General features: G+C 61.8%; 20 protein-coding genes. 12 read left to right on the top strand and 8 right to left on the bottom strand.

Annotation, left to right across the window (positions count from 1 at the left end; genetic code table 11):
* Positions 1 to 333 precede the first annotated feature (333 nt).
* Both ACOCLD_RS07580 and ACOCLD_RS07575 read left to right on the top strand, forming a co-directional pair.
* Entirely contained in the window at positions 334 to 1,131 is a 798-nt protein-coding gene (locus ACOCLD_RS07580; protein ID WP_422911438.1) for a substrate-binding periplasmic protein, read from the top strand.
* 127 nt (positions 1,132 to 1,258) lie between these two features.
* Positions 1,259 to 2,401, top strand: a complete 1,143-nt coding sequence (locus ACOCLD_RS07575) for an ABC transporter substrate-binding protein (RefSeq protein WP_422911437.1) — start codon at positions 1,259 to 1,261, stop codon at positions 2,399 to 2,401.
* 16 nt (positions 2,402 to 2,417) lie between these two features.
* On the opposite strand, the gene ACOCLD_RS07570 is transcribed toward ACOCLD_RS07575, so the two are convergent.
* The 4 genes from ACOCLD_RS07570 to ACOCLD_RS07555 form a co-directional block, all read right to left on the bottom strand.
* Positions 2,418 to 3,203: a substrate-binding periplasmic protein gene (locus tag ACOCLD_RS07570; protein WP_422911436.1), complete on the bottom strand. Its 786-nt coding sequence runs from the start codon at positions 3,201 to 3,203 to the stop codon at positions 2,418 to 2,420.
* Positions 3,204 to 3,314: 111 nt separating this feature from the next.
* Entirely contained in the window at positions 3,315 to 6,749 is a 3,435-nt protein-coding gene (locus tag ACOCLD_RS07565) for an SbcC/MukB-like Walker B domain-containing protein (protein WP_422911435.1), read from the bottom strand.
* A complete protein-coding gene (sbcD, locus tag ACOCLD_RS07560; protein WP_422911434.1) occupies positions 6,746 to 7,966 on the bottom strand; it encodes an exonuclease subunit SbcD in 1,221 nt (406 codons plus the stop codon). Before sbcD ends, ACOCLD_RS07565 begins: the two co-directional genes overlap by 4 nt.
* Before the next feature lie 2 nt (positions 7,967 to 7,968).
* Positions 7,969 to 8,388, bottom strand: a complete 420-nt coding sequence (locus ACOCLD_RS07555; RefSeq protein WP_422911433.1) for an Lrp/AsnC family transcriptional regulator — start codon at positions 8,386 to 8,388, stop codon at positions 7,969 to 7,971.
* 128 nt (positions 8,389 to 8,516) lie between these two features.
* Between ACOCLD_RS07555 and yjeH the strand changes: the two genes are divergently transcribed.
* Positions 8,517 to 9,785, top strand: a complete 1,269-nt coding sequence (yjeH, locus tag ACOCLD_RS07550; protein WP_422911432.1) for an L-methionine/branched-chain amino acid transporter — start codon at positions 8,517 to 8,519, stop codon at positions 9,783 to 9,785.
* A gap of 9 nt (positions 9,786 to 9,794) precedes the next feature.
* Here yjeH and ACOCLD_RS07545 read toward each other — a convergent pair whose 3' ends face one another.
* On the bottom strand, positions 9,795 to 10,643 hold the full coding sequence (locus tag ACOCLD_RS07545) for a lipopolysaccharide kinase InaA family protein (RefSeq protein WP_422911431.1): 849 nt from the start codon (positions 10,641 to 10,643) through the stop codon (positions 9,795 to 9,797).
* Positions 10,644 to 10,825: 182 nt separating this feature from the next.
* Between ACOCLD_RS07545 and ACOCLD_RS07540 the strand changes: the two genes are divergently transcribed.
* Genes ACOCLD_RS07540 through ACOCLD_RS07530 form a run of 3 tightly spaced genes read left to right on the top strand, consistent with a single transcriptional unit; the run spans position 10,826 to position 14,025 of the window.
* A complete protein-coding gene (locus ACOCLD_RS07540) occupies positions 10,826 to 12,160 on the top strand; it encodes a TAXI family TRAP transporter solute-binding subunit (RefSeq protein ID WP_422911430.1) in 1,335 nt (444 codons plus the stop codon).
* A 36-nt stretch (positions 12,161 to 12,196) separates the two neighbouring features.
* Complete coding sequence (yejK, locus tag ACOCLD_RS07535; RefSeq protein WP_422911429.1) at positions 12,197 to 13,204, top strand: nucleoid-associated protein YejK; 1,008 nt, start codon at positions 12,197 to 12,199, stop codon at positions 13,202 to 13,204.
* 2 nt (positions 13,205 to 13,206) lie between these two features.
* On the top strand, positions 13,207 to 14,025 hold the full coding sequence (locus tag ACOCLD_RS07530; RefSeq protein WP_422911428.1) for a hypothetical protein: 819 nt from the start codon (positions 13,207 to 13,209) through the stop codon (positions 14,023 to 14,025).
* Positions 14,026 to 14,063: 38 nt separating this feature from the next.
* Here the strand turns inward: ACOCLD_RS07530 and ACOCLD_RS07525 are convergent, their stop codons facing one another.
* From ACOCLD_RS07525 to ACOCLD_RS07515, 3 genes are all read right to left on the bottom strand, one after another.
* Positions 14,064 to 14,999 (bottom strand): glutathione S-transferase family protein, encoded by a 936-nt coding sequence (locus ACOCLD_RS07525; RefSeq protein WP_422911427.1) that lies wholly within the window; start codon positions 14,997 to 14,999, stop codon positions 14,064 to 14,066.
* Between the two features lie 66 nt (positions 15,000 to 15,065).
* Positions 15,066 to 15,386: a GIY-YIG nuclease family protein gene (locus tag ACOCLD_RS07520; protein WP_422911426.1), complete on the bottom strand. Its 321-nt coding sequence runs from the start codon at positions 15,384 to 15,386 to the stop codon at positions 15,066 to 15,068.
* Between the two features lie 37 nt (positions 15,387 to 15,423).
* Positions 15,424 to 15,894 (bottom strand): nuclear transport factor 2 family protein, encoded by a 471-nt coding sequence (locus tag ACOCLD_RS07515; RefSeq protein WP_422911425.1) that lies wholly within the window; start codon positions 15,892 to 15,894, stop codon positions 15,424 to 15,426.
* A gap of 119 nt (positions 15,895 to 16,013) precedes the next feature.
* Here ACOCLD_RS07515 and ACOCLD_RS07510 point away from each other — a divergent pair, with 119 nt between their 5' ends.
* The 6 genes from ACOCLD_RS07510 (at position 16,014) to ACOCLD_RS07485 (ending at position 22,454) form a co-directional block, all read left to right on the top strand.
* On the top strand, positions 16,014 to 16,961 hold the full coding sequence (locus ACOCLD_RS07510; protein ID WP_422911424.1) for a GlxA family transcriptional regulator: 948 nt from the start codon (positions 16,014 to 16,016) through the stop codon (positions 16,959 to 16,961).
* Positions 16,962 to 17,060: 99 nt separating this feature from the next.
* Positions 17,061 to 18,014, top strand: a complete 954-nt coding sequence (locus ACOCLD_RS07505) for an ornithine cyclodeaminase family protein (protein ID WP_422911423.1) — start codon at positions 17,061 to 17,063, stop codon at positions 18,012 to 18,014.
* Complete coding sequence (locus ACOCLD_RS07500; protein ID WP_422911422.1) at positions 18,014 to 19,144, top strand: NAD(P)/FAD-dependent oxidoreductase; 1,131 nt, start codon at positions 18,014 to 18,016, stop codon at positions 19,142 to 19,144. The genes ACOCLD_RS07505 and ACOCLD_RS07500 overlap by 1 nt, the downstream gene beginning before the upstream one ends.
* A gap of 131 nt (positions 19,145 to 19,275) precedes the next feature.
* A complete protein-coding gene (locus tag ACOCLD_RS07495; protein ID WP_422911421.1) occupies positions 19,276 to 19,908 on the top strand; it encodes a helix-turn-helix transcriptional regulator in 633 nt (210 codons plus the stop codon).
* A 209-nt stretch (positions 19,909 to 20,117) separates the two neighbouring features.
* On the top strand, positions 20,118 to 21,953 hold the full coding sequence (locus tag ACOCLD_RS07490; protein WP_422911420.1) for a sulfatase-like hydrolase/transferase: 1,836 nt from the start codon (positions 20,118 to 20,120) through the stop codon (positions 21,951 to 21,953).
* A 69-nt stretch (positions 21,954 to 22,022) separates the two neighbouring features.
* Entirely contained in the window at positions 22,023 to 22,454 is a 432-nt protein-coding gene (locus tag ACOCLD_RS07485) for a group II truncated hemoglobin (protein WP_422911419.1), read from the top strand.
* Positions 22,455 to 22,495 lie beyond the last annotated feature (41 nt).

The following is a 22,495-nucleotide window of genomic DNA, read 5'->3' as shown; positions in this document are numbered from 1 at the left end:
GAACCGCTGGCCCATAAAAAAGCGCTGGCCAGGCCGGCCTGTCGTTTACGTGAGCTATTGAAACAACGCGATATTGTTGCTGCTCTGCGCACCGACCCTCTGCAGCATCGAGTTCGACGCATGGTTTGCTTGAGATCAAGCATGACCATGCGCAATAAAACCACACTAAATAACGCACAGAGTGTAGGGCTTTGCAGCGCAGCAACTATGCTTATGCGACGATCAGGAAACAGGCCAACCCGCCCACAAGGGATGTTCCGCCACCCTGCACAGTGGTATTACTGCCTGATGAAACGCGGCTATTGTCGGCGCATCCGTCACCGAGGGGTTTCAATGAAGTGGAAAAACCTGTTCGTCGCAGTGTGTCTGCTGCTGGGGCTACCCACACAGGCCAGCGAACAGCCGGAACTGAAGATCAGCGTCGGTGACTGGCCGCCCTACCTGGCCAGCAACCTGAAGCACAATGGCGTAGTCGCCCACCTGATCAGTGACCTGTTGGCCGATGAGGGGTATCGCGTCAGCTTCCAGTTTTTGCCCTGGCCACGTGCCTATTCGTCGGCGGCGGCCGGGCGCTTCGATGCCACGGCCGTGTGGATGCACAAAGCCGAACGTGAAGCGGACTTCCTGTTCAGTGCACCGCTGCTGGATGAGCAGTTCGTGTTCTTCCACCTGAAGAGCCTGCCCTTCGACTGGCAGACCTTTGACGACCTCACTGGCATGACCCTCGGCGGCGGCCTGGAATACAGCTACGGCCCGCAGTTCGATGCCTTTCTCGCTGAGAACAAGGTAAAGATGGAACGCGTTTCCAGCGACCAACAGAACTTCGAGAAACTGCTCAAGGAGCGCGTGGTGCTCTATCCGCAGGAAATGAACGTCGGTTATGCCGCACTGCGCAGCCATTTCAGCCCTGCCGATCAGGCCAAAATCACCCACCACCCAAAGCCGCTGTTGGTCAACCGCAGTTACCTGATGTTGCCGAAAAGCCTGGAAAGCAGCCCGGAGCTGCTCGCACGCTTTAACAAACGCTTGCAGCTTTACCGCGATACAGGGCGCTACCAGGCCTATTTCGACAACCTGCAGCAGGGTTACTACCAACCAGAGCCAACCACCAACGCCTCTGGCGCGAACTAGCGGCCATCTATATGGACAATCGATTCCTGCCCCCAGAGATGATCATGTTCCCGATGTTCCCGGCACCTGATACCCACCCGGCTACCGCAACCGTCGGCAACGGCCACAGCGCTCAAGGAAACCACGGATGATGCTTCGCCAGTGGCTTTACGGCCTCATGCTCAGCAGCCTGCTAATGCCCTTTAGCGCCGTAGCGGAAGACGGGGTAAACGCGACGGAAATCCGCGTCGGAATGGTCAATGCCCAGAGCGGCCCCGCCGCCGATCTTGGCCTGGGCATGTACCACGGCGCCCTGAGCTATTTCCAACGGGTCAATGCCGCAGGCGGTGTGCATGGCCGCCAGCTGGTGCTGATCAGCAAGGATGATGGCTACGAACCCGCCCGCACGGCGGCGCAAACCCGCCTGCTGATCCAGGCCCATGAAGTGTTTGCCCTGCTTGGCTATGTCGGCACCCCCACGTCCAGAGCCGCTCTGCCGATCGCCCAGCAAAGCCGGGTGCCTTATCTGTTCCCTTTTACCGGCGCGGAATTTTTACGCACCCCGGCAAAACCCGAGGTGTTCAACATCCGCGCCTCGTATATCGAGGAAACCGAGCAACTGGTCGACTATGCCCTCCAGGATCTCGGCGTTCAGCGTATCGCCCTGCTGATGCAGGACGACTCCTTCGGCGAAGCGGTCAAGGGTGGGCTGAGCGGCGCGTTGTTCAAGCGCGGCCTGCAGATCGACGCGCAAGCGCGCATCCAGCGCAACTCGCTGGATGTAGCCGACGCCATCAACACCCTGAACAGTGCCCAACCACAGGCGGTGTTCTTTGTCGGCACCTACCGGCAACTGACCGCGGCAATCAAGCAGGCCAAGGCCGTCGGCCTGAACACGCGCTTCCTCACCGTATCCTTTATCGGCACCGAAGGCTTTATCCGCGAAGCCGGCAGCGATGCCGATGGCGTCTACATCAGCCAGGTCGTGCCCTCACCGCAGGACAGCGCATTGCCACTGGTGCAGGCCTACCTCAAGGATGTAAACCCACTGCACCTGGGACATGCCTCACTGGAGGGTTATATCGGTGCAATGGTCTTCGTCCAGGCGCTACGTGATGCGGGTACAGCGCCAACCCGTGAGGGCTTTATCGAAGCGCTGGAACACATAAATACCGATTTCGGTGGTTTCCAGGTCACCTTCTCGCGCACCGACCACCAGGGCTCCGAAGCGGTGTACCTGACGCGCGTCGAAAATGGCCAGGCAGTGCCCGTGAAGAAGATGCGCGACTAACCCGACGGGCACGTCATCAGGGCTGTGGTCGGGCGATATATGCCTGCACCTGCTGCTGATAGGTTGGGGATTCGCGCTGCCGTTCAATCTCATCCCAGAGTGCAGTCGCCTGCTGTGGGTGGGTAGCCACATAGGCATTGGACAACATCAGGTAGTAGGCCTTGTCCTCCAGCGGTAACTCGATTTTCTCCAGCTTCGCGGCCAGGTCCGGGTTGGCCTGCAAGACAAAATCACCACGCAGGCTTTGCAGGGCGGCGGCCTCAATGCGTTTGTGACTGAGCATGCGCAGCAGTGCCAGCGGGTCGCGGTTGGTCTCATCGACCTCGGCGCCCTGAGCGCGGATAAAATCGACAATCGAAAAACCGCTCAACGAACCGATACGCCCTTGCAACTGACGAAACTCCTGACCATTCCAACTGACCGCACTGCCCTTGCGCCGGTAGAGGGAATAGATCGAGGTGTGCAGGCGCTTGCGTTCATCCAGACGACCATCAGCGTCCAGCGGATAACGCCCCAGGCTCAGACGCTCGGCCTTGTAACTGGCAGCAAAGGCACCGTCATAGGTACCTTGGGCCAGGCCGGCCAGGCAACGTTTCCAGGGCACAGCGACGAAGGTGAATTGCCCGTGCAGGGCCTGCTCAACCAGGCGCAGCAGCTGCAGGTTGAGCCCGCTGCCGTCCTCCATGACCCAGGGGTAGGAATCCTGATCCTCGTAACACAGGGTCAACACCGGGCCTTCGCGCGGAGCAGCCAGGACATTGAGCGCCAGACAACAGAACAGACCACACAACGCCTTGATCAAAGGTAATGCTCCACGACTCACCCAGCGGCAGATCCATAACTGACAACGGTTCTAACAGCGCACACTGCCGTCCAGTATAGGTAAGCATTGCGCAATCGCCCCTGGCGCAGATCAATCGTCGGCAAGATTGGCGGCAAAGCGGCGGTCCAGCGTGCTGTAACCCATGCCCACGGACTTGTGCACCTTCAGCTGCACCGGAATGCGCTCCTTGAGTGCGGCCACATGGCTGATCACGCCAATCATCTTGCCGCTGGCGTTGAGGTTATCCAGCGCGTCGAGGGCAATCTCTAGGGTTTCGCCATCCAGCGTGCCGAAGCCTTCATCGAGAAACAGCGAGTCGATGCTGGTCTTGTGGCTGACCAGATCGGACAGCGCCAGGGCCAGGGCCAGGCTGACCAGAAAGCTCTCGCCACCGGACAGGGTTTTGGTATCGCGCGCCGCATCGGCCTGCCAGGTGTCGAGCACTTCCAGCTCCAGCTCACCACTGCTGCGCCGCGCCAGCTGATAGCGACCGTGCAGACGTTCGAGCTGCTGATTGGCCAGGTAGACCAGATGATCCAGGGTCAGGCCCTGGGCGAATTTGCGGTATTTGGCGCCATCGGCCGAGCCGATCAGGCTGTTAAGTTGCTGCCATAGGTCGTACTCAGCTTGCTTGGCCTGGATCGCGGCAAACAGACCTTGCTGGCCTAGCCGGCGCGCATCATCGCCCTGCAACTGGGCGCGGATTTCGCCCTGGCTTTCACTCAGGGTTTTCAGCTGGGCGCTAAGGGCGAGCAGCTGTTCATCCAACTGCGCCAGGCTGAAGGCGGTAGCCGGGCTGGCCTGCAGAGCCTCAAGCTGCTGGGTGGCGGCATTGGCCAGAGCCTGGGCATCACTCAGGGCTTTATCCAAGCGCTGACGCAACTGCTGCAAGGTGCTGCGCTGCCCCTCATCAAGCAGGGCAGCCAGATAACCCGCCTCATCGCTAAAGGGACTGACACTTAGCGCGGCCACCCAATGCTGTTCGGCCTGTTGCATGCGCGCCTGCTCATCCTGCAAGCGGCTGGCCAGGGCTTGGCGGCTACCGGCCAGTTGCTGCTGGCGGCGCTGCGCTTCTTCCAGCTGAGTCTGCGCCTGCTGCAAAGCCGATTGGGCATCGGCGGGTTTGGCCAGGGCCGATTGATCGGCCAAATCCAGCGCAATCCAGCGTTGTTGCCAAAGCTCCTCCTGCTGAGTTGCCCTCTGCAGACCAGGCTCCAGCTCGCTGAGCTGGCGTTGTAAATCCAGGCTTTGTTGCTGATTGTGCTGCCAGCACTGCCATTCTGTTTGGCGCTCGGCCAGCCAGGCGCTGGCGTCGTCCGGCAGCTGATAGCCGAAGCCGGCCAGGGACTGGCTCAGCCCTTCACTGCGCTCACACGCAACGTCCTGCAGCTGCTGCAGACGTAACTGGCCCTGCTCCGCCTGCTCCTGACGTTGCTGCAGTTGCTGCAGGTTAAGCGCCTGTTGCTGTTCCAGTTCGCTGCAGAGCTGCTGCAGAACCAAGCGCGCCTGCTGGCGCTGCTCAAGGGCGGTATTGAGCTGTTGCAGCTGCTCAAGTTGCTGTTGCAGTTGCTGCAGCTCGGCGCCCTGTAGCGCCTGCTGCTTTGTCAGAGCTGCGGCATCGGCCAGCGGGTTTTCCAGCTGCGCGCTCAGTGCCTGCCAACGCTCGCCCTGCTCGGCCTGGGCCTGCTGGCCACGGTCAAACTGCTGTTGCTGCTGCTCCAGCCGTGCGGCAAGTTTTTCCAGCTCGCCGGCCAGTTGCTGACCTTGCTTGGCCAGGGTCTCCAGCTCGCTGCGTTTGCTGTGGAGCAGCGCCTTGGTCGCCGAGACATCCAGGGCATGGTAGGCGCTGATTGCCGGGTGCGACGCGGAGCCGCATAGCGGGCAAGCCTCGCCGGGTTGCAGATGGGCGCGATGGGCTTCCAGGGCCTGAATGCGTTGCTCCTGCTCCAGCAGTTTTTCCTGGGCCTGCACTTGTTGCTGCAGGTCCTTGTAGCTCAGGCGCAACTGCGCCACTTCGGCGTTCTTGGTTTGATGCTGCTCACGCAATAGCGTTATGGCGTTGGCTAGCTGTGCTTGCTCGGTCACCAGACGCTGCTGGGCCACAGTCAGTTCACCCAACTGGGTCAATACACCGCCCTGGATATGCAGCTGTTGCCAGCGCTCACGCAAGGCAGACTCGCTGCGCCCAGCCAGTAGTGCGTCGCGCTGCTGCTGCGCGGCGCTTTCCTGCTCGCGCGCCTGCTGCAGGCGATGCTGTTCGGCACCCAATTGCTCAGTCTGCTGGCTCAATTGCGCCTGCAACGCGGCGATGCTTTCTTGCAGCTGCTGTTGACTGAGTTGCAGCTGGGCGATTTCTTCAGCCAGCTGCTGACGCGCCTTAAGCTGCTCGCCCCAGCTACCCAGTTGCTCACCCAGCCGCCCATGCTGTGGCTGTGCAGCCAGTTGTTGCTGCACCTGCTGCAGACGGTCGGCCAGTTGCTGGCGCTGTACCTGACAGTCGGCGAGCAGCGCTGCGCTGAGTTCACGGGCCTGCCAGGTCTGTTCGGCAATGCTTTGCTCAACCTGGCGTTGTTCGGCGCCGTTGTGCTGAAGGCTTTGCTCGGTCTGCGCCAGGCTGTGGCGGGCTTGTTGCCAGTCATGGTGCAGCGGTTGTAAACGCAGGGCCGGCTCGCTGGCGGCCAATTGCACCAGCTGCGGCTGAGCTTGCTGTAAGGCATCCTGGGCCGCCTGCTCGGCCTGCTGGCTGGCGTGCAGCTGCGCCTGAGTCTTGCTCAGGTCCTCACACCAGCGTCGCTGGCGCTGCAACTCGGCCTGCTGGGTACCGAGGGCGGCCTCATCAATAGCCAACTGTTCGGCCTGGGCCTGCAGTTCAGCACGCTGCTCTTCACTGAGCAGCTCGACCCCTTCGGCCTTGGCCTGTAGCTGATCGAGGGTGGCTTTCGTCTCGCGGGTTTGCTCAAACACACGCTGGGAAATCTGCCCGTAGATATCGGTACCGGTCAGCTCTTCCAGCAGCTCGGCGCGCTGGTTGGCGTTGGCTTCAAGAAAGGCGGCAAAGCCGCCCTGGGCCAGCAGTATGGATTTGGTAAAGCGCTCGAAATCCAGGCCGGTGAGACGTTCGGTTTCACGCAGCTTCTCATTGATCTTGTCGGTGATGATCTGCCCATCGGCAGCCGCCAACTCGACCTTGGGCGCCTGCAGCGCACCATCGGCCTTGTCGCGGGCGCGACGCTGGCTCCAGAACGCGCGGTAAGCGACGCCTTTGACCTCAAACTCGACCTCGGCCAGGCAGTCGGCGGTGTGCCGGCTCATCAGCTCATTGGCACTGGCCGACACCGTGCTCATCCGCGGTGTGCGGTGGTACAGCGCCAGGCAGATGGCGTCGAGCAACGTAGTCTTGCCCGCTCCGGTCGGACCGGTGATGGCGAACAGGCCGTTGTCCTTGAACGGCTCGGCGGTGAAGTCGATCTTCCATTCGCCTTTTAGCGAATTAAGATTTTTCAGGCGCAGGCTAAGGATCTTCATGCCTCACCCTCGCGCAGCTCACTGACCACCTGCTGATAAAGCTCCAGTAGACGCGCCTGCTCGCCTTCATCAAAACCTTCACTGCTCAGCCGTTGAGCAAACACGTCTTCCACGCTCAGTTCATCCAGGGTTTCCCTGGCCTGGCCCTGCAGGCCGGCCACTGTATTGCCGCGCTCGCGGCGAATGCGCAGCACCTCCACCGGCAGCCCCTCACACAACGCGGCGATACGCAGCTGCAAGTCGCTCAGGTAATCGTCGCTACCGACCAGCACCTCCAGCCAGACCGGCTGCTCGGCACTGCCCTGCTCTGCTGCCTGTTTAATCTGCCCTTCCAGCTCTTTAAGCGAACCGCGCAGCGATAGCAGCGGCTGAAAACGCGGTACCGGCAGCGCGCTGATCTGGCGTAAGCCGCTGCCATCCAACTCCACTAACAGCACTTCTTTCTGCTGTTTGGCTTCATCGAAGCTCAGGGCAATGGGCGAGCCGCAGTAGCGGATATGCTCCAGGCCGCCGACCTTCTGCGGCCGATGAATATGCCCCAGGGCGATATAGGCCGCCGGCGGAAAGGCGCTGGTGGGAAAGGCCTCCAGGCTGCCGACATAAATCTCACGCACCGAATCACTGGCGCTGGCACCGACCGTAGTGAGATGGCCGGTGGCGATAATCGGCACCTCGCCGCCCAGTTCGGCGCACTTGGCCTCGGCCAGGGCATAGAGGTCCTGATAGTGCTGGGCGATCGCCTGCTGCAGCGACTGCTGCTTGTCCTGCGCACTCTGACCGGCCTGGCTGAGCAGCACATCGCGCGGGCGGATAAAAGGGATGCCGCAAAGAACCGCGCCCGGCGTGCCGTCGCGGCGATGCAGCACCAGCAACTGTTCATCCAGTTGCTCACAGACGCCGGGAATCACCCGCGTACCTAGCTGGGCCAGCAGCGTCTTGCTCTCGCCGAGCATGGCCACAGAATCATGGTTGCCGCCGAGCACCACCAGCTCGCAGCCGCTGGCACGCAGCTCGACGATAAAACGGTTGTACTGTTCGCGGGCATAGCTGGGCGGCGCGCCGGTGTCGAAGATATCGCCGGCAATCAGCACAGCATCCACCTCCTGCTCGCGTACCTGCTCGATCAACCAGGCGCAGAAGGCCTGATGCTCGGCCTGGCGGGTCTTGCCCATAAAGTGCTGACCGAGGTGCCAGTCGGAGGTGTGCAGGATGCGCATGCTTAGAACACCCAATCCTTGACCACCATATGAGTCTTCACTTTTTGCATGCCGGGGAAGTTCTCGATCTCGCCGCGAATCTCGCTCAGGCGCTGCATGGAAGGCGCCTCGATCACCACCAGCATATCGGTCTCACCGCTGATCCCGCTGCAACGGCGCACTTCCGGGAACACGCGCATCAGCTCGACATAGTGTTCGCAGCGTCCGCCCTGATAGAACAGCTCCAGATAAGCCTTGATTGCCACCTCACCCGGCAACGCCACCTGGGCGTGATAGCCGCTGATTACGCCGCTGTGTTCCAGCTGACGAATGCGTTCGCTGACCGCCGAGCGCGACAGATTGACCTCGCGGGCAATCTGGCTGACGGGCAAACGCGCATCGGCGCGCAACAGGGCAAGTATCTGTTGATCGAACTTATCCACTCGAGACTCTCGGAAAAGGCAACTTGACGGCCAAATGCGCCAAATCGTCGGTCAATGCCGACGCTTAGCCAGCAGCCTGTAACAGGCGGGCGATTTAACATGGCGAACGAAACCGCAGAGCATACAACATGAGCCGTCTAAATCAGGAACTGGGCCTGCTGCAAGGCATTGGCCTGCTGAGTACCTCGCTGCTGGGCACCGGCATCTTCGTCATCCCGGCGCTGGCCGCCACCGCTGCCGGCGAGGCATCTCTATGGGCCTGGATGCTACTGATCGCCCTGGTGCTGCCGGTGGCGTTTACCTTCGCTCAGCTGGGTCGTCATTTTCCTCATGCTGGCGGCGCGCCGCATCTGATTGGCCGCGCTTTCGGTGCGCGAATGGAGCGCCTTAGCGCCCTGCTGTTTCTCGCCGTACTGCCTGTGGGTTTACCGGCGGCGCTGAATATCGCCAGCGGCTTCTGGCAGGCGCTGTTTGATCTCAGCCGTGGCCAGGCCCTGGCGATCCAGCTGGCCACGCTGGCCGCCATGCTGCTGCTCGGTCAGCGCCCAGCCAAGGCTAGCGGGATGATTCAGGGGGCGATTGCCGTGGCGATTATCACCACGATTGCGCTGATCTGGTGGGTCGGTGAGCTACCCGTCAGCCACCAACCACTGCTGCCTGAGATCAGCGGTTCCTGGCATCTGCTGCCGGCAGCGCTGGGGGTGATGTTCTGGTGTTTCGTCGGCATCGAGGCTTTTACCCATATGGGCGAAGAGTTCAAGAACCCCGAACGCGACTTTCCGCTGGCCTTGCTGTTTGGCGTGCTGCTGGCGGGCCTGGTGTACTGGGCCTGCTCGGTAGCGGTGCTTAGCCTGAATAGCTACGGCGACGTCACAACGGATGCCGCATCACTGCCGCGTATGCTCGACCGGCTGCTGGGCGAGCAGGCGCGCTGGATCGCCGCCAGCGTGGGCTATCTGGCCTGCTTCGCCTCGATGAACGTCTATATGCAGGGCTTCGCCCGACTGATCTGGAGCCTGGCCGACGAAGGAAAACTGCCGAGCAGCCTGGCTCTGCGCAACCAGCACGGCGTACCGGCCCGCGCGCTGTTGCTGGTGATCCTCAGCTGCGCCCTGTGCGCCAGCCTGGCCCAGTTGCTCGACCTGACCGTGGATGACCTGATCCGCTACGCCAATGGCAACTTCGTGGTGATCTACCTGCTCAGCATGGCTGCCGGCGTGGTGCTGCTGCGCGGTATCTGGCGAGCTCTGGCTGGGTTTAGCGCACTGCTGTGCGCCCTGGTGCTGCTGATGCTGGGTATAGATGCGGGGTATGCCCTGGGCTTGCTGGTGGTGCTCGGGTTGCTGGATCGCTGGCGCGAGCAGCGCAGCAGGCGTCTGCCTGCTGCGCTGAGCTGAAATGGCGGGTTAACCGCGCAGCTGCAAATTACCCGTCAATAGCAAGTCACGGCGCTTCTTACGGCTGATCTGCTGATGCTTGCACAGCGAATAGACTCGCTCAAAATTCACACGATCAATCCCCGGATACTGGTCCAGGGCGGCATACACCAAGTTGTCATAACGAGCTTCGTCGATATGGTTTTGAACCAGACGCAAGAACAGAAAAGCAAACTGGAAACCTAGAGCTTCCGACCAGTAAGGTGGATGGCCGATATAACAGTTCTCCAGATCGACCACTTTCATCGCGTCCAGACGCTGCGGATCCAGCATGATATTGCCCGCCCACAGATCAAGGTGACAGACCTGTTTTTCATACAGCTCACGAATCAGGGCAAAAGCCCCCTGCAGAAAGGCCTCAATCTGCATCTGCGGCTGAGTCAGCCAGAACCTGCCATCGACATGCTCATCGAGCATGTCACTGATCAGAAAGAGTTCACGAACCGGAAACAGCCCCTGGCGGCGATAGCCAAAACCTCGCAGGCGTGGCACTGGTGCGCCCTGACGCCAGGCATCGACACTGTTCATCAATTCAGCAATCGGCCAGTCGTAGCCACCAATCCGGCGCTGCCTGCCCAAGGTCACGCGCAACCGCGAAGGCAAGCTCTCCAACTCAACTGTTTTGACGAACAGACGCGAGCGAACACCACTCATACATCCCGAAATACCTCGCCGCAGCGTCCCGCTGCCTCGTTGCGCCAACAATGCAGATATTGGCTCAAGGATATCCGCCGAACCCTCCTCATCGAGATGCAGGGTCAAGTCGCCGTGACCGACAGTGTAAGGAAAGTCTTGCTGATAGGGTTTGAGGTAGCGCATCCCAGCGTCCTGGTAATTTTTCACGGCCAGCGAAACTAGCTGCATCTCTTCGCTGTCTCAAGTCGTTTTTAATTTTTCCGTCACATTTCAGATAAACGCCACAGACTCAAATCCCGCACGCAACAAACCAATAGCCACAGCATTGCGGCTATTCTGAGCCCAGCTAACCACAAGGACAGACCATGCGCCGCATTCTCCATGACCTGAAAATCCTGATCCTCACCAACTTGTGGATCGTGCCCGTCATCACGGGGCTGGTTGGCGCACTGTTCTACTTCGCCGCCCCGCCACCGCCGATGCACGCACGCATGGCTACGGGCGCTGTAGGCGGTGGCTATCATGCGTTCGGCGAGCGCCTACAAGCCGAGCTGGCCTTGCAGGGTTTCACCCTGGAGCTGATACAAAGCGCCGGCTCACAGGACAACCTGAGCAAACTCGACAGTGGCGAGGTGGAGCTGGCCCTGGTGCAGAGCGGCCAGGAACTCACCCTGGCGAATGAGCAACGCAACAAACTGGCTGGCCTGGGCGTGATGTACCGTGAGCCGCTGTGGCTGTTTCTCGGCGACAAGGTCAAGTTCGAGCGCCTGAGCGATCTGATGAAACTGCGTCTGGCCATCGGCGCCGCCAACAGCGGCACCCAGGCCGTGACGGCAGCCCTGTTTGCCGCCAACCGCATCGAACCGTCGCAGTATCCGCAAAGCTGGCAAGCATTGGGCGGCAGCAAGGCCGCCGATGCACTGATCGCCGGTGAACTGGACGCAGCCTTCTTCGTCGGCCCGGCGGAAAATACGCTGATCCAACGCCTGGCGGCCGAGCCCAAGGTGCAGCTGGTCAGCCTGCGCCGCACCGAAGCCTACCTGGCCCGCCTGCCCTACCTGAGCCGTTTGCAAGTCGGCGAAGGCATACTCGACATGCAGCACAACACCCCGAACCGCGACATCGTCACCCTCGGCCCAGTCGCCACGCTGGTGGCCGGCGAGGAATTCCACCCGTCACTCACACCGCTGATTCTTGAAGCGGCGAAAACCGTGCTGAAGAATGGCAGCCTGCTCGACCCAGCCGGCAGCTATCCGGCCAAGCCGCCGCTGTCACTCAATACCCTGAGCGAAGCCGAGTACTACTACGACAAGGGCCTGCCCATCCTGCAGCGCTACTTGCCGTTCCGCATTGCCTCTCTGGCTGACCGCTACATCATCCTGGCCATTCCGCTGCTGGTACTGCTGTTCCCGCTGTTCAAGGCCATCGGCCCGATCTACCAGTGGCGCATCCGCGCACGGATCTACCGCTGGTACAAACACCTGCGCGAAATCGACCAGCAGTTGTACAAAGGCAAACTGCCCAGCGACCTGGACGCAGAAATCCTCCGCCTGGAACGCCTGGAGGATGAGTTGGCGCGGATTGAAGTACCGCTGTCCTACTCCAGCGAGCTGTACCAGTTGCATATGCACCTGCGCTACATGATCGAACGCCTGCATGCGCTGCAGCAGCGCACGACTGCCAAGCAGCTGGTCGGGTAAGATGCGCGCTTTCCGTTTACGCACCACGAGGCCGCTATGCCGATCCGCCACTGCATCGTCCATCTGATCGACAAGAAGCCCGATGGCACCCCCGCTGTTTTGCATGCTCGCGACACCGAGCTGGCTGCCTCGCAAGCCATCGAGAACATGCTCGCCGACCTCAACGAGAGCTATAACGCCAAGCAGGGCAAGGCCTGGGGGTTTTTCCATGAGGAATCCGGGGCGTACCCGTTCAGCGGATGGCTCAAGCGTTACCTGGATGACGAGCAGGACTTCACCGCTTTTAGCCGCCAGGCAGTCGAGCAACTGCAGAAGCTGATGGAAGAATCCAACCTGTCCACCGGTGGCCACGTGCTGTTTGCCCACTATCAGCAAGGCATGACCGATTACCTGGCCATCGCCCTGCTGCACCACAGTGAAGGCGTGGCAGTGAACGAGGCGCTGGATGTGACCGCCGCCAAGCACCTGGACTTGAACCAGCTGCACCTGGCGGCACGCATCAATATTTCCGAGTGGCGCAACAACGCCCACTCCAAGCAGTACATCTCCTTTATCAAGGGCAAGAACGGCAAAAAGGTCTCGGAATACTTCCGCGACTTTATCGGCTGCCAGGAAGGCGTCGACGGCCCCGGCGAAACCCGCACCCTGCTCAAAGCCTTCAGTGACTTCGTGGAAAGCGAAGACCTGCCGGAAGAACAAGCCCGCGAGAAGACCAAGACCTTGGTCAGCTATGCCGCAAACCAGGCCAAACAAGGCGAGCCCATCACCCTCGACGAGCTCTCCGGACTGATCGACGAAGAACGGCCCAAGGCCTTCTTTGATCACATCCGCAACAAGGACTACGGCATGGCCCCGGAGTTTCCGGCGGATAAACGCACCTTGAGCCAGTTCCAGCGTTTTACCGGGCGCGCCGAAGGGTTGTCGATCAGCTTCGAGGCGCACCTGCTCGGCTCGAAAATCGAGTACGACGAAGGCACTGACACTCTGGTGATCCGCAACCTGCCGACGCAGCTTACCGATCAGCTTAAGCGCCGCAAAAACTAAGCATGAGCCGCCTGCCGGATAGCCTGCTGGATGCCTGTCGCTGTGATCCGGCAGCGCCCTTTACCCAGGATCCGGCGCGCGACTTCGGCCTGAACAAGCAGGCGGCGCAACTAGCCCTGACTGAACTGCGCCCCTGGCTCAACCAGCAACAGCGCATGCTCTGGGCCAACCGCCGTAATGCCCTGCTGCTGATCCTGCAAGGCACCGACTGCTCCGGTAAGGATGGCGTGATTCGCCGGGTGATCAGCAGCTTCGATCCCCAGGGTCTGCGCATCCACAGTTTTCAAAAGCCCGATGCCTGCGAACAGCGCCATGATTTTCTCTGGCGTTATCAGCGGCGTTTGCCGGGGCTGGGTCTGCTCGGGGTATTCAACCGCAGTTACTACGAAGGGCTGATCAGCGATCCGCTGGATGGCCTGTGCAGCGCCGCCGAACTCCCAGCGCGTCAGCAGGCCATTCAGACCTTCGAGGCGCAGCTGCTCAGCCAGTCGACTCAGCCGCTGAAATGCTTTTTGCAGCTCTCCCGAGATGAACAAAAGCACCGTCTGCAAGAGCGCCTTGAACACCTACATAAACGCTGGAAGCTGCACAGCAGTGACCTGCAGTCCTACCGCGAATTTGACCTGCGCCAACAGCGCTGGGCCGAACAGCTAAGCGCCAGCCACAGCGACGCAGCGCCCTGGTATGTGATTCCGGCAGATCATCGCTGGCTGCGCGATTGGCTGGTGGCCAGCCTGTTGGCCCGCGAGCTGGAACGGCTAAAACTGGACTGGCCGGATACTCCGCCGCCGTTTAGCTTGGAAGAGCTAGAACAGCCTTAAGCAACCATCGCGGGACAGACCCGCGATGGTCATCATGCTTACAACGCCTTGATGGCAAAGCCCAGCCGTGGGAAATGCACGTGCACAGTGCCGGCACGGTCATCCTCACGGCGCAGGATCAACTCTTCAACACCGACAAATACCAGCTCGCCCTCAACCGGGTCGACGCCGTAATCGGTGGCGGCAATCTGTACCCGCTGACCGACCGTAAAGCCGTTGGGCTCGACAAACTGCTCGTCTGGCAAAGCAGCTGGCGTCGCCGCACGGGCAATGGCGATAGCGTCTTCTGCACTCAGCGGATTGGATGCACCATGACCGAAACCCAGCACGCGGCTGAGCCAGGCGCTGACATTCGGATAGGCGTCAATCAGCGGTGCAGTCACCGGCGTACCTTTGAGGAACCACAGGCAATGAGCCAAGGAGAAGTCGGCAATCGACGGCTCACCGAACAGGAAATCGCCCTTCTCGCGCGCCAGTTGCAGCTCTACCCGTCCCATCAGCGACGGCCAGTTGTGCTTGGCCACCTCCACCGGTACACGCGTGGCGCTACCGCCGCTGAACAACCCGGCACGGTCGGCGATAAAAGCCTTGATTGCCTCCGGCGGCAGCTTGCCGAAACGCACGGCGACGGACTCCGGCTGAAACACCAGGCTCACCGCATGCTGAAAAATCTGCGAATCGACCCACTGGGCAAAACTCGCCGCAACGAACTCCTTGCCCTCCGGGAACAGTGCCGGGGTCGCTTTCTCCGCGTCCAGGCGACGGGCAATCAGCGCGGTATCACAGTAGATATCGGCGCCCACCTGCAGCACCGGAGTTTTGCGGTAGCCACCGGTCAGCGCCACGAGATCGGGCTTGGGCATGATTCGCGGAATATCCACGGAGCGCCAGGACAGCTGCTTGAAGCCCAGCATCAGGCGCGCCTTCTCGGCAAACGGTGAGGCATCGTAATGGTGCAGGATCAACTCGTGCATGGCAGGCTCCGCAGGGGGTCAGGTAAACCAGCAGCTTAACCGCGCAGGCAGCAGCAGCCTACCCGCTTAGGCTGATGGTGCGTTATCAGCTACAGCGATAACAGGCGCTCCGGCCACCAGGGCTTCTTTGGCCAACTTGCTCATGGCCTTGACCGCCCGTTCACGACGCAGCGCATCACCTTTGCCGGCGCAGGGTTCGATATACACCAGTGCCTGCGCCGGGCTGGAGTGGAAGAAACGCGCCCCTTTACCGCTTTGGTGCTTGGTAAAACGCTTGTGCGGATCGTCGCTGATGCCGCAGTACAGCGCACCATTGGCCGCACGCACTAAGTAGACATACCAGGGCTTGGCGGCAGGTGTTTCAGGCACAGAAGAGGCGTCAGGCATCAGTTAAATCGGCAGGCAATAAGCAAGGTCGCCGAGCTTAACGGCTCTTCTGGAAAGCTGCTAAGCCTTTACCGGCCTGCTGGCGAATGGCGCTCTGCACAAAGGGTGTCCAGCCCAGCAGCAGGCCCTTGATACCCAGCGCCTGACCGGCCCAGCGCCACAGGTCGAAATGGTCGCGGTGCTCAGCGATCTTGCCATCACGGAAGCGGAAGTTGGCTTCGATATGGTTGACCACCTGATTACCGGTCTGGCTGAAGGTGTAAGTCGCCACCCAGCGCGCCTTGCCGGAGTGCTCATCGGCGGTCACGCCATCAAAGGTCAGGGAAAAACCCTGGGCCTTGGCACAGAGCATGCGCCACATATCACCAGCAGCCGCACCACGCAGATCGGTAAACACCGGGTCGCTGAACTGCACATCCTCGCTGTAACAGCTGGCCATGGTCTCGGCATCCAGCTGCTGGAAGGCCTGGTAGAAACGAGTGATCAGCGCGGCGTTGGGGTGAGTCATCGAGCGAACTCCGGTAGGGGACGTGCGAGCAGTATTGTCGCTAAACCGCCATTGCGCGATTGGCGCAAAAGACAACTTTGTGTCAATAATCGCCAAAAGCCATCACATCTGAGCACGTCATGCTGAAGATTGCCCTGTATGTCTGCCCGCAAACCGTGTGTTCCAGCCTGAGCATGGCCATGGATGCGTTTGTCCTGGCCAACCGCCTGGCCGGACACCGACTGTTTGAATTACAGCGCGTCAGCCTGGACGGCAACGCGGTTGATCTGGGCTTTGCGCAGATTCAGGTCGATGGCGATCTGAGCCTGGCTGAAGAGGCCGACCTGATTCTACTCGCCGCCAGCGGTAGCGCCATCGACACCACCCTGAGCGATAACGCCGCCCTGCTGCCCTGGCTGGCGCAACGCGCGCCCACCCAACAACTGGCCAGCCTGTGCAGCAGCGCCTTTCTCCTGGCCGCTGCCGGCGTGCTCGACGGTCGCCGCGCCACCACCCACTGGGCGCTGGCCAGCCAGTTCCGCCAGCGCTTCCCGCAGGTCAATCTGCAGATCGAGCAACTGGTCTGCGAGGATGACCGCCTGCTCAGCTCCGGTGGGGCGCACGCCGGGCTTGATCTGTGTCTGCACCTGATCCGCCAGCATGCCGGTGACGCACTGGCGCAACAGGCAGCCAATACGTTGGTGTTCGACAGCCAGCGCGGCCAGCAGTCACGCTTTGCCCCGCTGCTGCCAGCGCCCAGCAAGGATTGCCAGCTCGCGTCCGTGTTGCAGTGGCTACACCGTCATCACAGCGAAGCCATTGACCTCACCCGCCTGGCCGCTGAAGCCAACTGCTCATCGCGCACTTTGCTGCGGCGCTTCAAGGCCAGCACCGGGCTGACGCCCAATGACTACCTGCAACGCGTGCGCATCAGCGCCGCGCAGCGCGCCCTGCGCAGCCCGGCGTCGCTGGAGCAGATCGCCGAGCAGGTCGGTTATGCCGACCGCGCCACCTTTGCCAAGCTGTTCAAACAGCTCTGCGGGGAAAGCCCAGGGGCGTATCGCAAGCGCTTACGTCAGGCTCACTGAACGTCGCCACCGCGTATCAAGATGCCGCGTAAGCGCTTGTCGAAAAAGACCATAAAGTCCAAAATGGATTTAATTGTTTAATTCGTTGCGGAGCCGCCCATGTCGACCACCCCTTATGTGCTGGATAAAACCGCTGCCGAACAGCTGCTGGCCCAGGTTGATGTGCACCAGGCCATGGTCGCGATGTTCCGCGAGCTGGCCGCCGGCCATGCGGTGCAGCCCGCGCAGCAGCTGGTGGAGTTCCCCAACGGGGCTGGCGACTTTATCAACTACCTGGGCGTACTCGCCGGGGCCGGCGTTTACGGGGTGAAAACCTCGCCCTATATCGTCCGCGAGCAAGGCCCGCTGATTACTGCGTGGACCCTGCTGATGTCGATGCAAAGCGGCCAGCCATTGCTGCTCTGCGATGCCGGCAGCCTGACCACCGCGCGCACCGCTGCCACCACCGCAGTGGCCGTGGATGCTCTGGCCGCCCCCAAGGCCAGCCGCCTGGCGGTGATCGGCAGCGGCGCTGTGGCGCAAGCCCATGTGCACTACGCCAAACACCTGCGCCCCTGGCAGAGCATCCGCCTTTACTCACCAGGACTGGCCGGAAAAACTGGCGCGCAACTGCTGCAACTGCAACAACTCGATCTGCGCGTACAGCTGTGCGCCAGCCAGGCCGACGCCCTGCGCGATGCCGACGTGGTGATGCTCTGCACCTCGTCGGCAAAACCGCTGCTCGACCCCGTCGAGCTGGATAAACCGGCGCTGATCACCTCGATCAGCACCAACGCGCCGCGCGCCCATGAAGTAACGCCCGCCAGCCTGCTGAATATGGATGTCTACTGCGACTACCGCGCCACCACACCAAACAGCGCCGGGGAAATGTGCCTGGCCAGCGAACTGGGTTGGAACCGCGCGGACATCCGTGGTGACCTGGCCGAACTGCTCAGCGGCCAGGCCCAGCGCCCGGACTACCAGCGCCATGCCTTCTTCCGCTCGATCGGCCTGGGCCTGGAAGATGTCGCCCTGGCCCACGCGCTGTACCAGCTCAAGCAGGAGGCCTGCTGATGCACCAGGCGGATTACCTGATCATCGGCGCGGGTATCGCCGGCGCCTCCACCGGCTACTTTCTCGCCGCCCATGGCAAAACCATTCTGCTGGAGCGCGAGCAGCTGCCCGGTTATCACTCCACCGGCCGTTCCGCCGCCCTCTACACCGTGGCCTATGGTACGCCGCAGGTGCGCGCCCTGACCGCCGCCAGCCGCGCGTTCTATGACGCGCCGCCGGCCGGCTTTGCCGAGCACCCGCTACTGACCCCGCGCGGCGAGCTGGTGGTGGACTTCACGGGTGATGCAGCCGAGCTGCAACGCCAGTTCGACAGCGGCAAAGCCAGCGTGGCGGAAATGCGCCTGCTCAGCGCCGAGGAAGCCTGCGCCCTGGTGCCCGTGCTGCGCCGCGACAAGGTGCAGGCCGCCATGCTCGACCCCAGCGCCGCCGATATCGACACCGATGCCCTGCACCAGGGCTACCTGCGCGGCATTCGCCAGCAGGGCGGGGAAATCCACACTAGTTGCGAAGTGCTGCGCATCCAGCGCGATGGTGACGCCTGGCAGGTGGACTGCGGCAGCGCGCAATACCGCGCCAAGACGCTAATCAACGCCGCCGGCGGTTGGTGCGACCAGATTGCCACCCTGGCTGGCGTAGCGCCCATTGGTTTGATCCCCAAACGTCGTGCGGCTTTCACTTTTAATGGACCGGAAGGCATCGACTGCCACGCCTGGCCCTGCGTGGTCAGCCTGGACGAATCCTTCTACTTCAAGCCCGATGCCGGCCTGCTGCTCGGCTCGCCCGCCAACGCCGACCCGGTCGAGCCCCACGATGTCCAGCCGGAAGAGCTGGATATTGCCCTGGGCATCTACCAGATCGAGGAGCACACCAGCCTGAGCATTCGTCGCCCGGCGCACACCTGGGCCGGTCTGCGCTCCTTTGTCGCCGACGGCGATCTGGTCGGTGGTTTCGACCCGCAGGTGGCAGGCTTCTTCTGGGTCGCCGCGCAAGGCGGTTATGGCATTCAGACCTCGGCGGCCATGGGCATGGCCTGCGCCGCCCTGGCCCGTGGTGAACCGTTGCCCGAACACTTGCAACAGTTTGGTTTAACCGAGGCCATGCTATCGCCGGCTCGCCTGGTAGGCCGTTGAAAAACCACCTGCGTGGCCATCGCGGTGTTAAAAACAGGCTGCACCAATAGCTGCGCGCAGCGCCCAAGGATGACGCCTCGGGCGCTTTGCGGCACACTTCCAACGCCTCCCAAGCCCGAAGAGTTAGCCGCATGACGCCGCCCCGCCCTGCCCCCGAGCTGGACAACTACCGCACCATCGCCGACGCCATCGCCACGCTGTTCTTCCCCCACGCCGAAGTGGTGCTGCACGACTTGCGCACGCAGAAGGTCGACTACATCGCCAATAACATCTCCAAACGGGTGATCGGTGATGACGCGGCGTTGGAAGACATGCTCAGCGGCGACGTCGACGAACGCACTATCGGCCCTTACGAAAAGCTCAACTGGGACGGCCAGAAGATTCGCTCGGTCAGCAGCGTGCTGCGCGACACCGCTGGTACGCCCATCGCAGTGCTGTGCATCAACCTGAATATCTCGCTGTTCGAAACCGCCAAGCAGGCGCTGGATCTGTTTCTTTCCTCCAGCAAACTGGTGCCGCAGCCCGACGCGCTATTCCGCGACGACTGGCAGGAGCGCATCAACACCTTCCTGCACAGCTGGCTACGCCAGCGCCAGCTCGGCCTCAACCTGCTGACCCGCGAGCACAAACGTGAACTGGTCGAAGCCCTGCACGCCGAAGGTGCGTTCAAAGGCAAAAGCGCCGCCAACTACGTGGCCAACGTACTGAATATGGGCCGCGCTACGGTGTACAAACACCTCAAAGAGATCAAAGGCGAGGCCTGAGCCCGCCCATTCGGGAAAAACTGCCGGGCCAGCACTATTCCCGCTATTCCCCCCCTTCCCAGCACTCGATCACTCCCCTATACGGCTTGCTGCCCGGCGGCGCCCTTGCCACCTCAGCGCAACATTTAAGCCGCAGTTAAGCCAAGGCTGTTTTCCTTAGCCCCCGCCTCTGTGCGCCTCTCTTCCTGTTGCCCTTGCAAGGACTGTCCATGCCCCTCGCCGCATCGCGTCGCCCTTATGCCGCCTATTGGCTTCTGACCTGGCTGGCTGCCGCCCTGAACCTGGGACGCTTCTTTGATCTGGCCGCACCGTCATGGCTGCTGCTCTATCAACTGCTGCTGATCGGCAGCTATGCCTTGCTGTTTATCGCCCCCGCCTGGGCCATCACGCGCCTGCTGCTGCGCGTTTCAGGCAAAGCCGCCGCAGTGCTGGCGATTGTGCTGGCGGGTATGGTGCAACTGGCGCTGTATGGCGACCACCTGCTCTGGCAGCTCTATGGTTTCCATCTCAACGGTTTTGTCTGGAACATCATCACCACGCCAGGCGGGATTGCGGCGCTGGGCTCCTCGGCCTCCACTGAGCGCGACGTAGCCCTGCTCGCAGCAGGCATCTTTGCCCTGCAGGCGCTGCTGCTGGCCGCCGCCCATGGCCTGGCGCGTCTGGGCCTGCCGTTGCCACGGCTGGTCTGGGTGTTGCCACTGTTTATTGTGATCACCCTGGGTGAACGGGTCAGCTACGGCGTCAGCCATTTCTACGGCTACAGCCCGCTGCTGGAAAACGCCCAGCGCGTGCCCTTCTACCAGCCGCTGACCATGCGCCGTGTGCTGGAGCGGCAGTTTGGCCTGCAGCGGCCACAACGCATGGAGGTCGCCAGTGCCGACCTGCAAGGTCAGCTGCACTACCCGCAAGCCCCGCTGCGCATCGAGCCACCGGCCAAGCCGCTGAATATCGTCTGGTTGGTCGCCGAATCCTGGCGTGCCGACAGTCTCAACCCTGAGGTAATGCCGCAGACGCACGCCTTCGCCCAGCGCGCTCAGCATTTCGCCAGCCACTACTCTGGCGGCAACGGCACGCGCATCGGCATGTTCAGCCAGTTCTACAGCCTGCCGGCGAACCTCTGGTTCCCGGTGCTCGACGCCCGTGTTGGCAGCCCGCTGATCGATGTGCTGCAACAGCAGAACTACCAGATCCAGCTGCTGACCAGCGCCCGCTTCAGCTACCCGGAGTTCGACAAGACCCTGTTCGTCAATGTGCCGCGTGAGCAGATGGTCGAGGATGACCAGGGCCATACCTGGGAGCGCGACCGGCGCAACGTGGACCGGCTGCTGGAGTTCGTCGACCAGCGCGATCCCAACAAGCCGTTTATGACCTTCCTGTTCTTCGAGTCACCGCACGCCAACTACAACTTCCCGCAAGAGTCGGTGATCAAACCGGACTATCTACCGGATTTCAGCTACGCCAGCATGGACCTGCAGCGTGACATCGGCGGCATCTACAACCGCTACCTCAACGCGGTGCACCACCTGGACAGTCAACTGGCGCGCGTCACCGAACATCTGGAAAAGAATGGCCTGCTGGACAACACCCTGGTGGTAATCACCGGCGACCATGGCGAGGAGTTCATGGAGCAAGGCCGCTGGGGCCACAACTCCACCTTCGTCGACGAGCAGGTGCGGGTGCCGCTGGTACTCTGGGTGCCCGGCCGCGCGGCGCAAAAGGAAAGCCTGCGCACCAGCCACAGCGACCTGCTACCCACCCTGCTGCCGCTGCTCGGGGTGAAAAATCCACACCAGGACTACTCAATCGGTCGCAGCCTGTTCGATGCCAAACCCGGCCGACTGCTGCTGGCCGGCGACTGGGACCGCCTGGCCTTCCTGGGTGACCAGTACAAGGTGGTGCTGCCGTTTACCAGCGGCAGCTTTACCGCCCTGCAAGCCACCAAGGCTGACGACAGCCTGCTGCCAGACAGCAGCCAGGTGTTGCAGAGCAAGCTGCCACTGATCCAGAGTGAAATTCGCAGCCTGCGCCGCTTTCTCGCCCACTGATCCCCCAGGCCGAAACGGCCCTGATCCGGCGCGCCGTTATACTGCACGCTTTGCTCAGAGGCGCAGACGATGCAACAGACAGCGGTGTACGGTGTGGGCGATGCGTCCTATCAGGCAGCGGGCGGCATCGAAGGCTTACGGCGCCTGGTGGCAGACTTCTACCGTTTGATGGATGAACTGCCCGAAGCTCGGGCGTTGCGTCAGTTGCACGGCGAAAGTCTGGCGCTGGCAAGTGACAAGCTGGCCTGTTTTCTCAGTGGCTGGCTCGGCGGGCCGAAGCTGTTCAGCGAGCAGTATGGCGCCATTGCCATCCCCAGCTTTCACGCCCAGTGGCCGATAGACGAAGCCCTGAGCCAGAGCTGGCTGAACTGCATGACCCAGGCCATCGCCCTGCAGCCTTACGATCCGGCATTTGCCGACTACCTGCTGACCCAACTGCGCGTGCCGGCCCAACGGATTGTGCAGGCCAGTCGCAACCGCCATGGCACTGCCGGCCAATAACGCAGCGCAAAACACAAGGCCGCGCAATGCGCGGCCTTGCT

The organism is Pseudomonas cimarronensis, assembly GCF_049331905.1.
Lineage (GTDB): Bacteria > Pseudomonadota > Gammaproteobacteria > Pseudomonadales > Pseudomonadaceae > Aquipseudomonas.
Note: the sequence above shows the minus strand (reverse complement) of the source record. Positions and strands in the feature narration are given on the sequence as shown.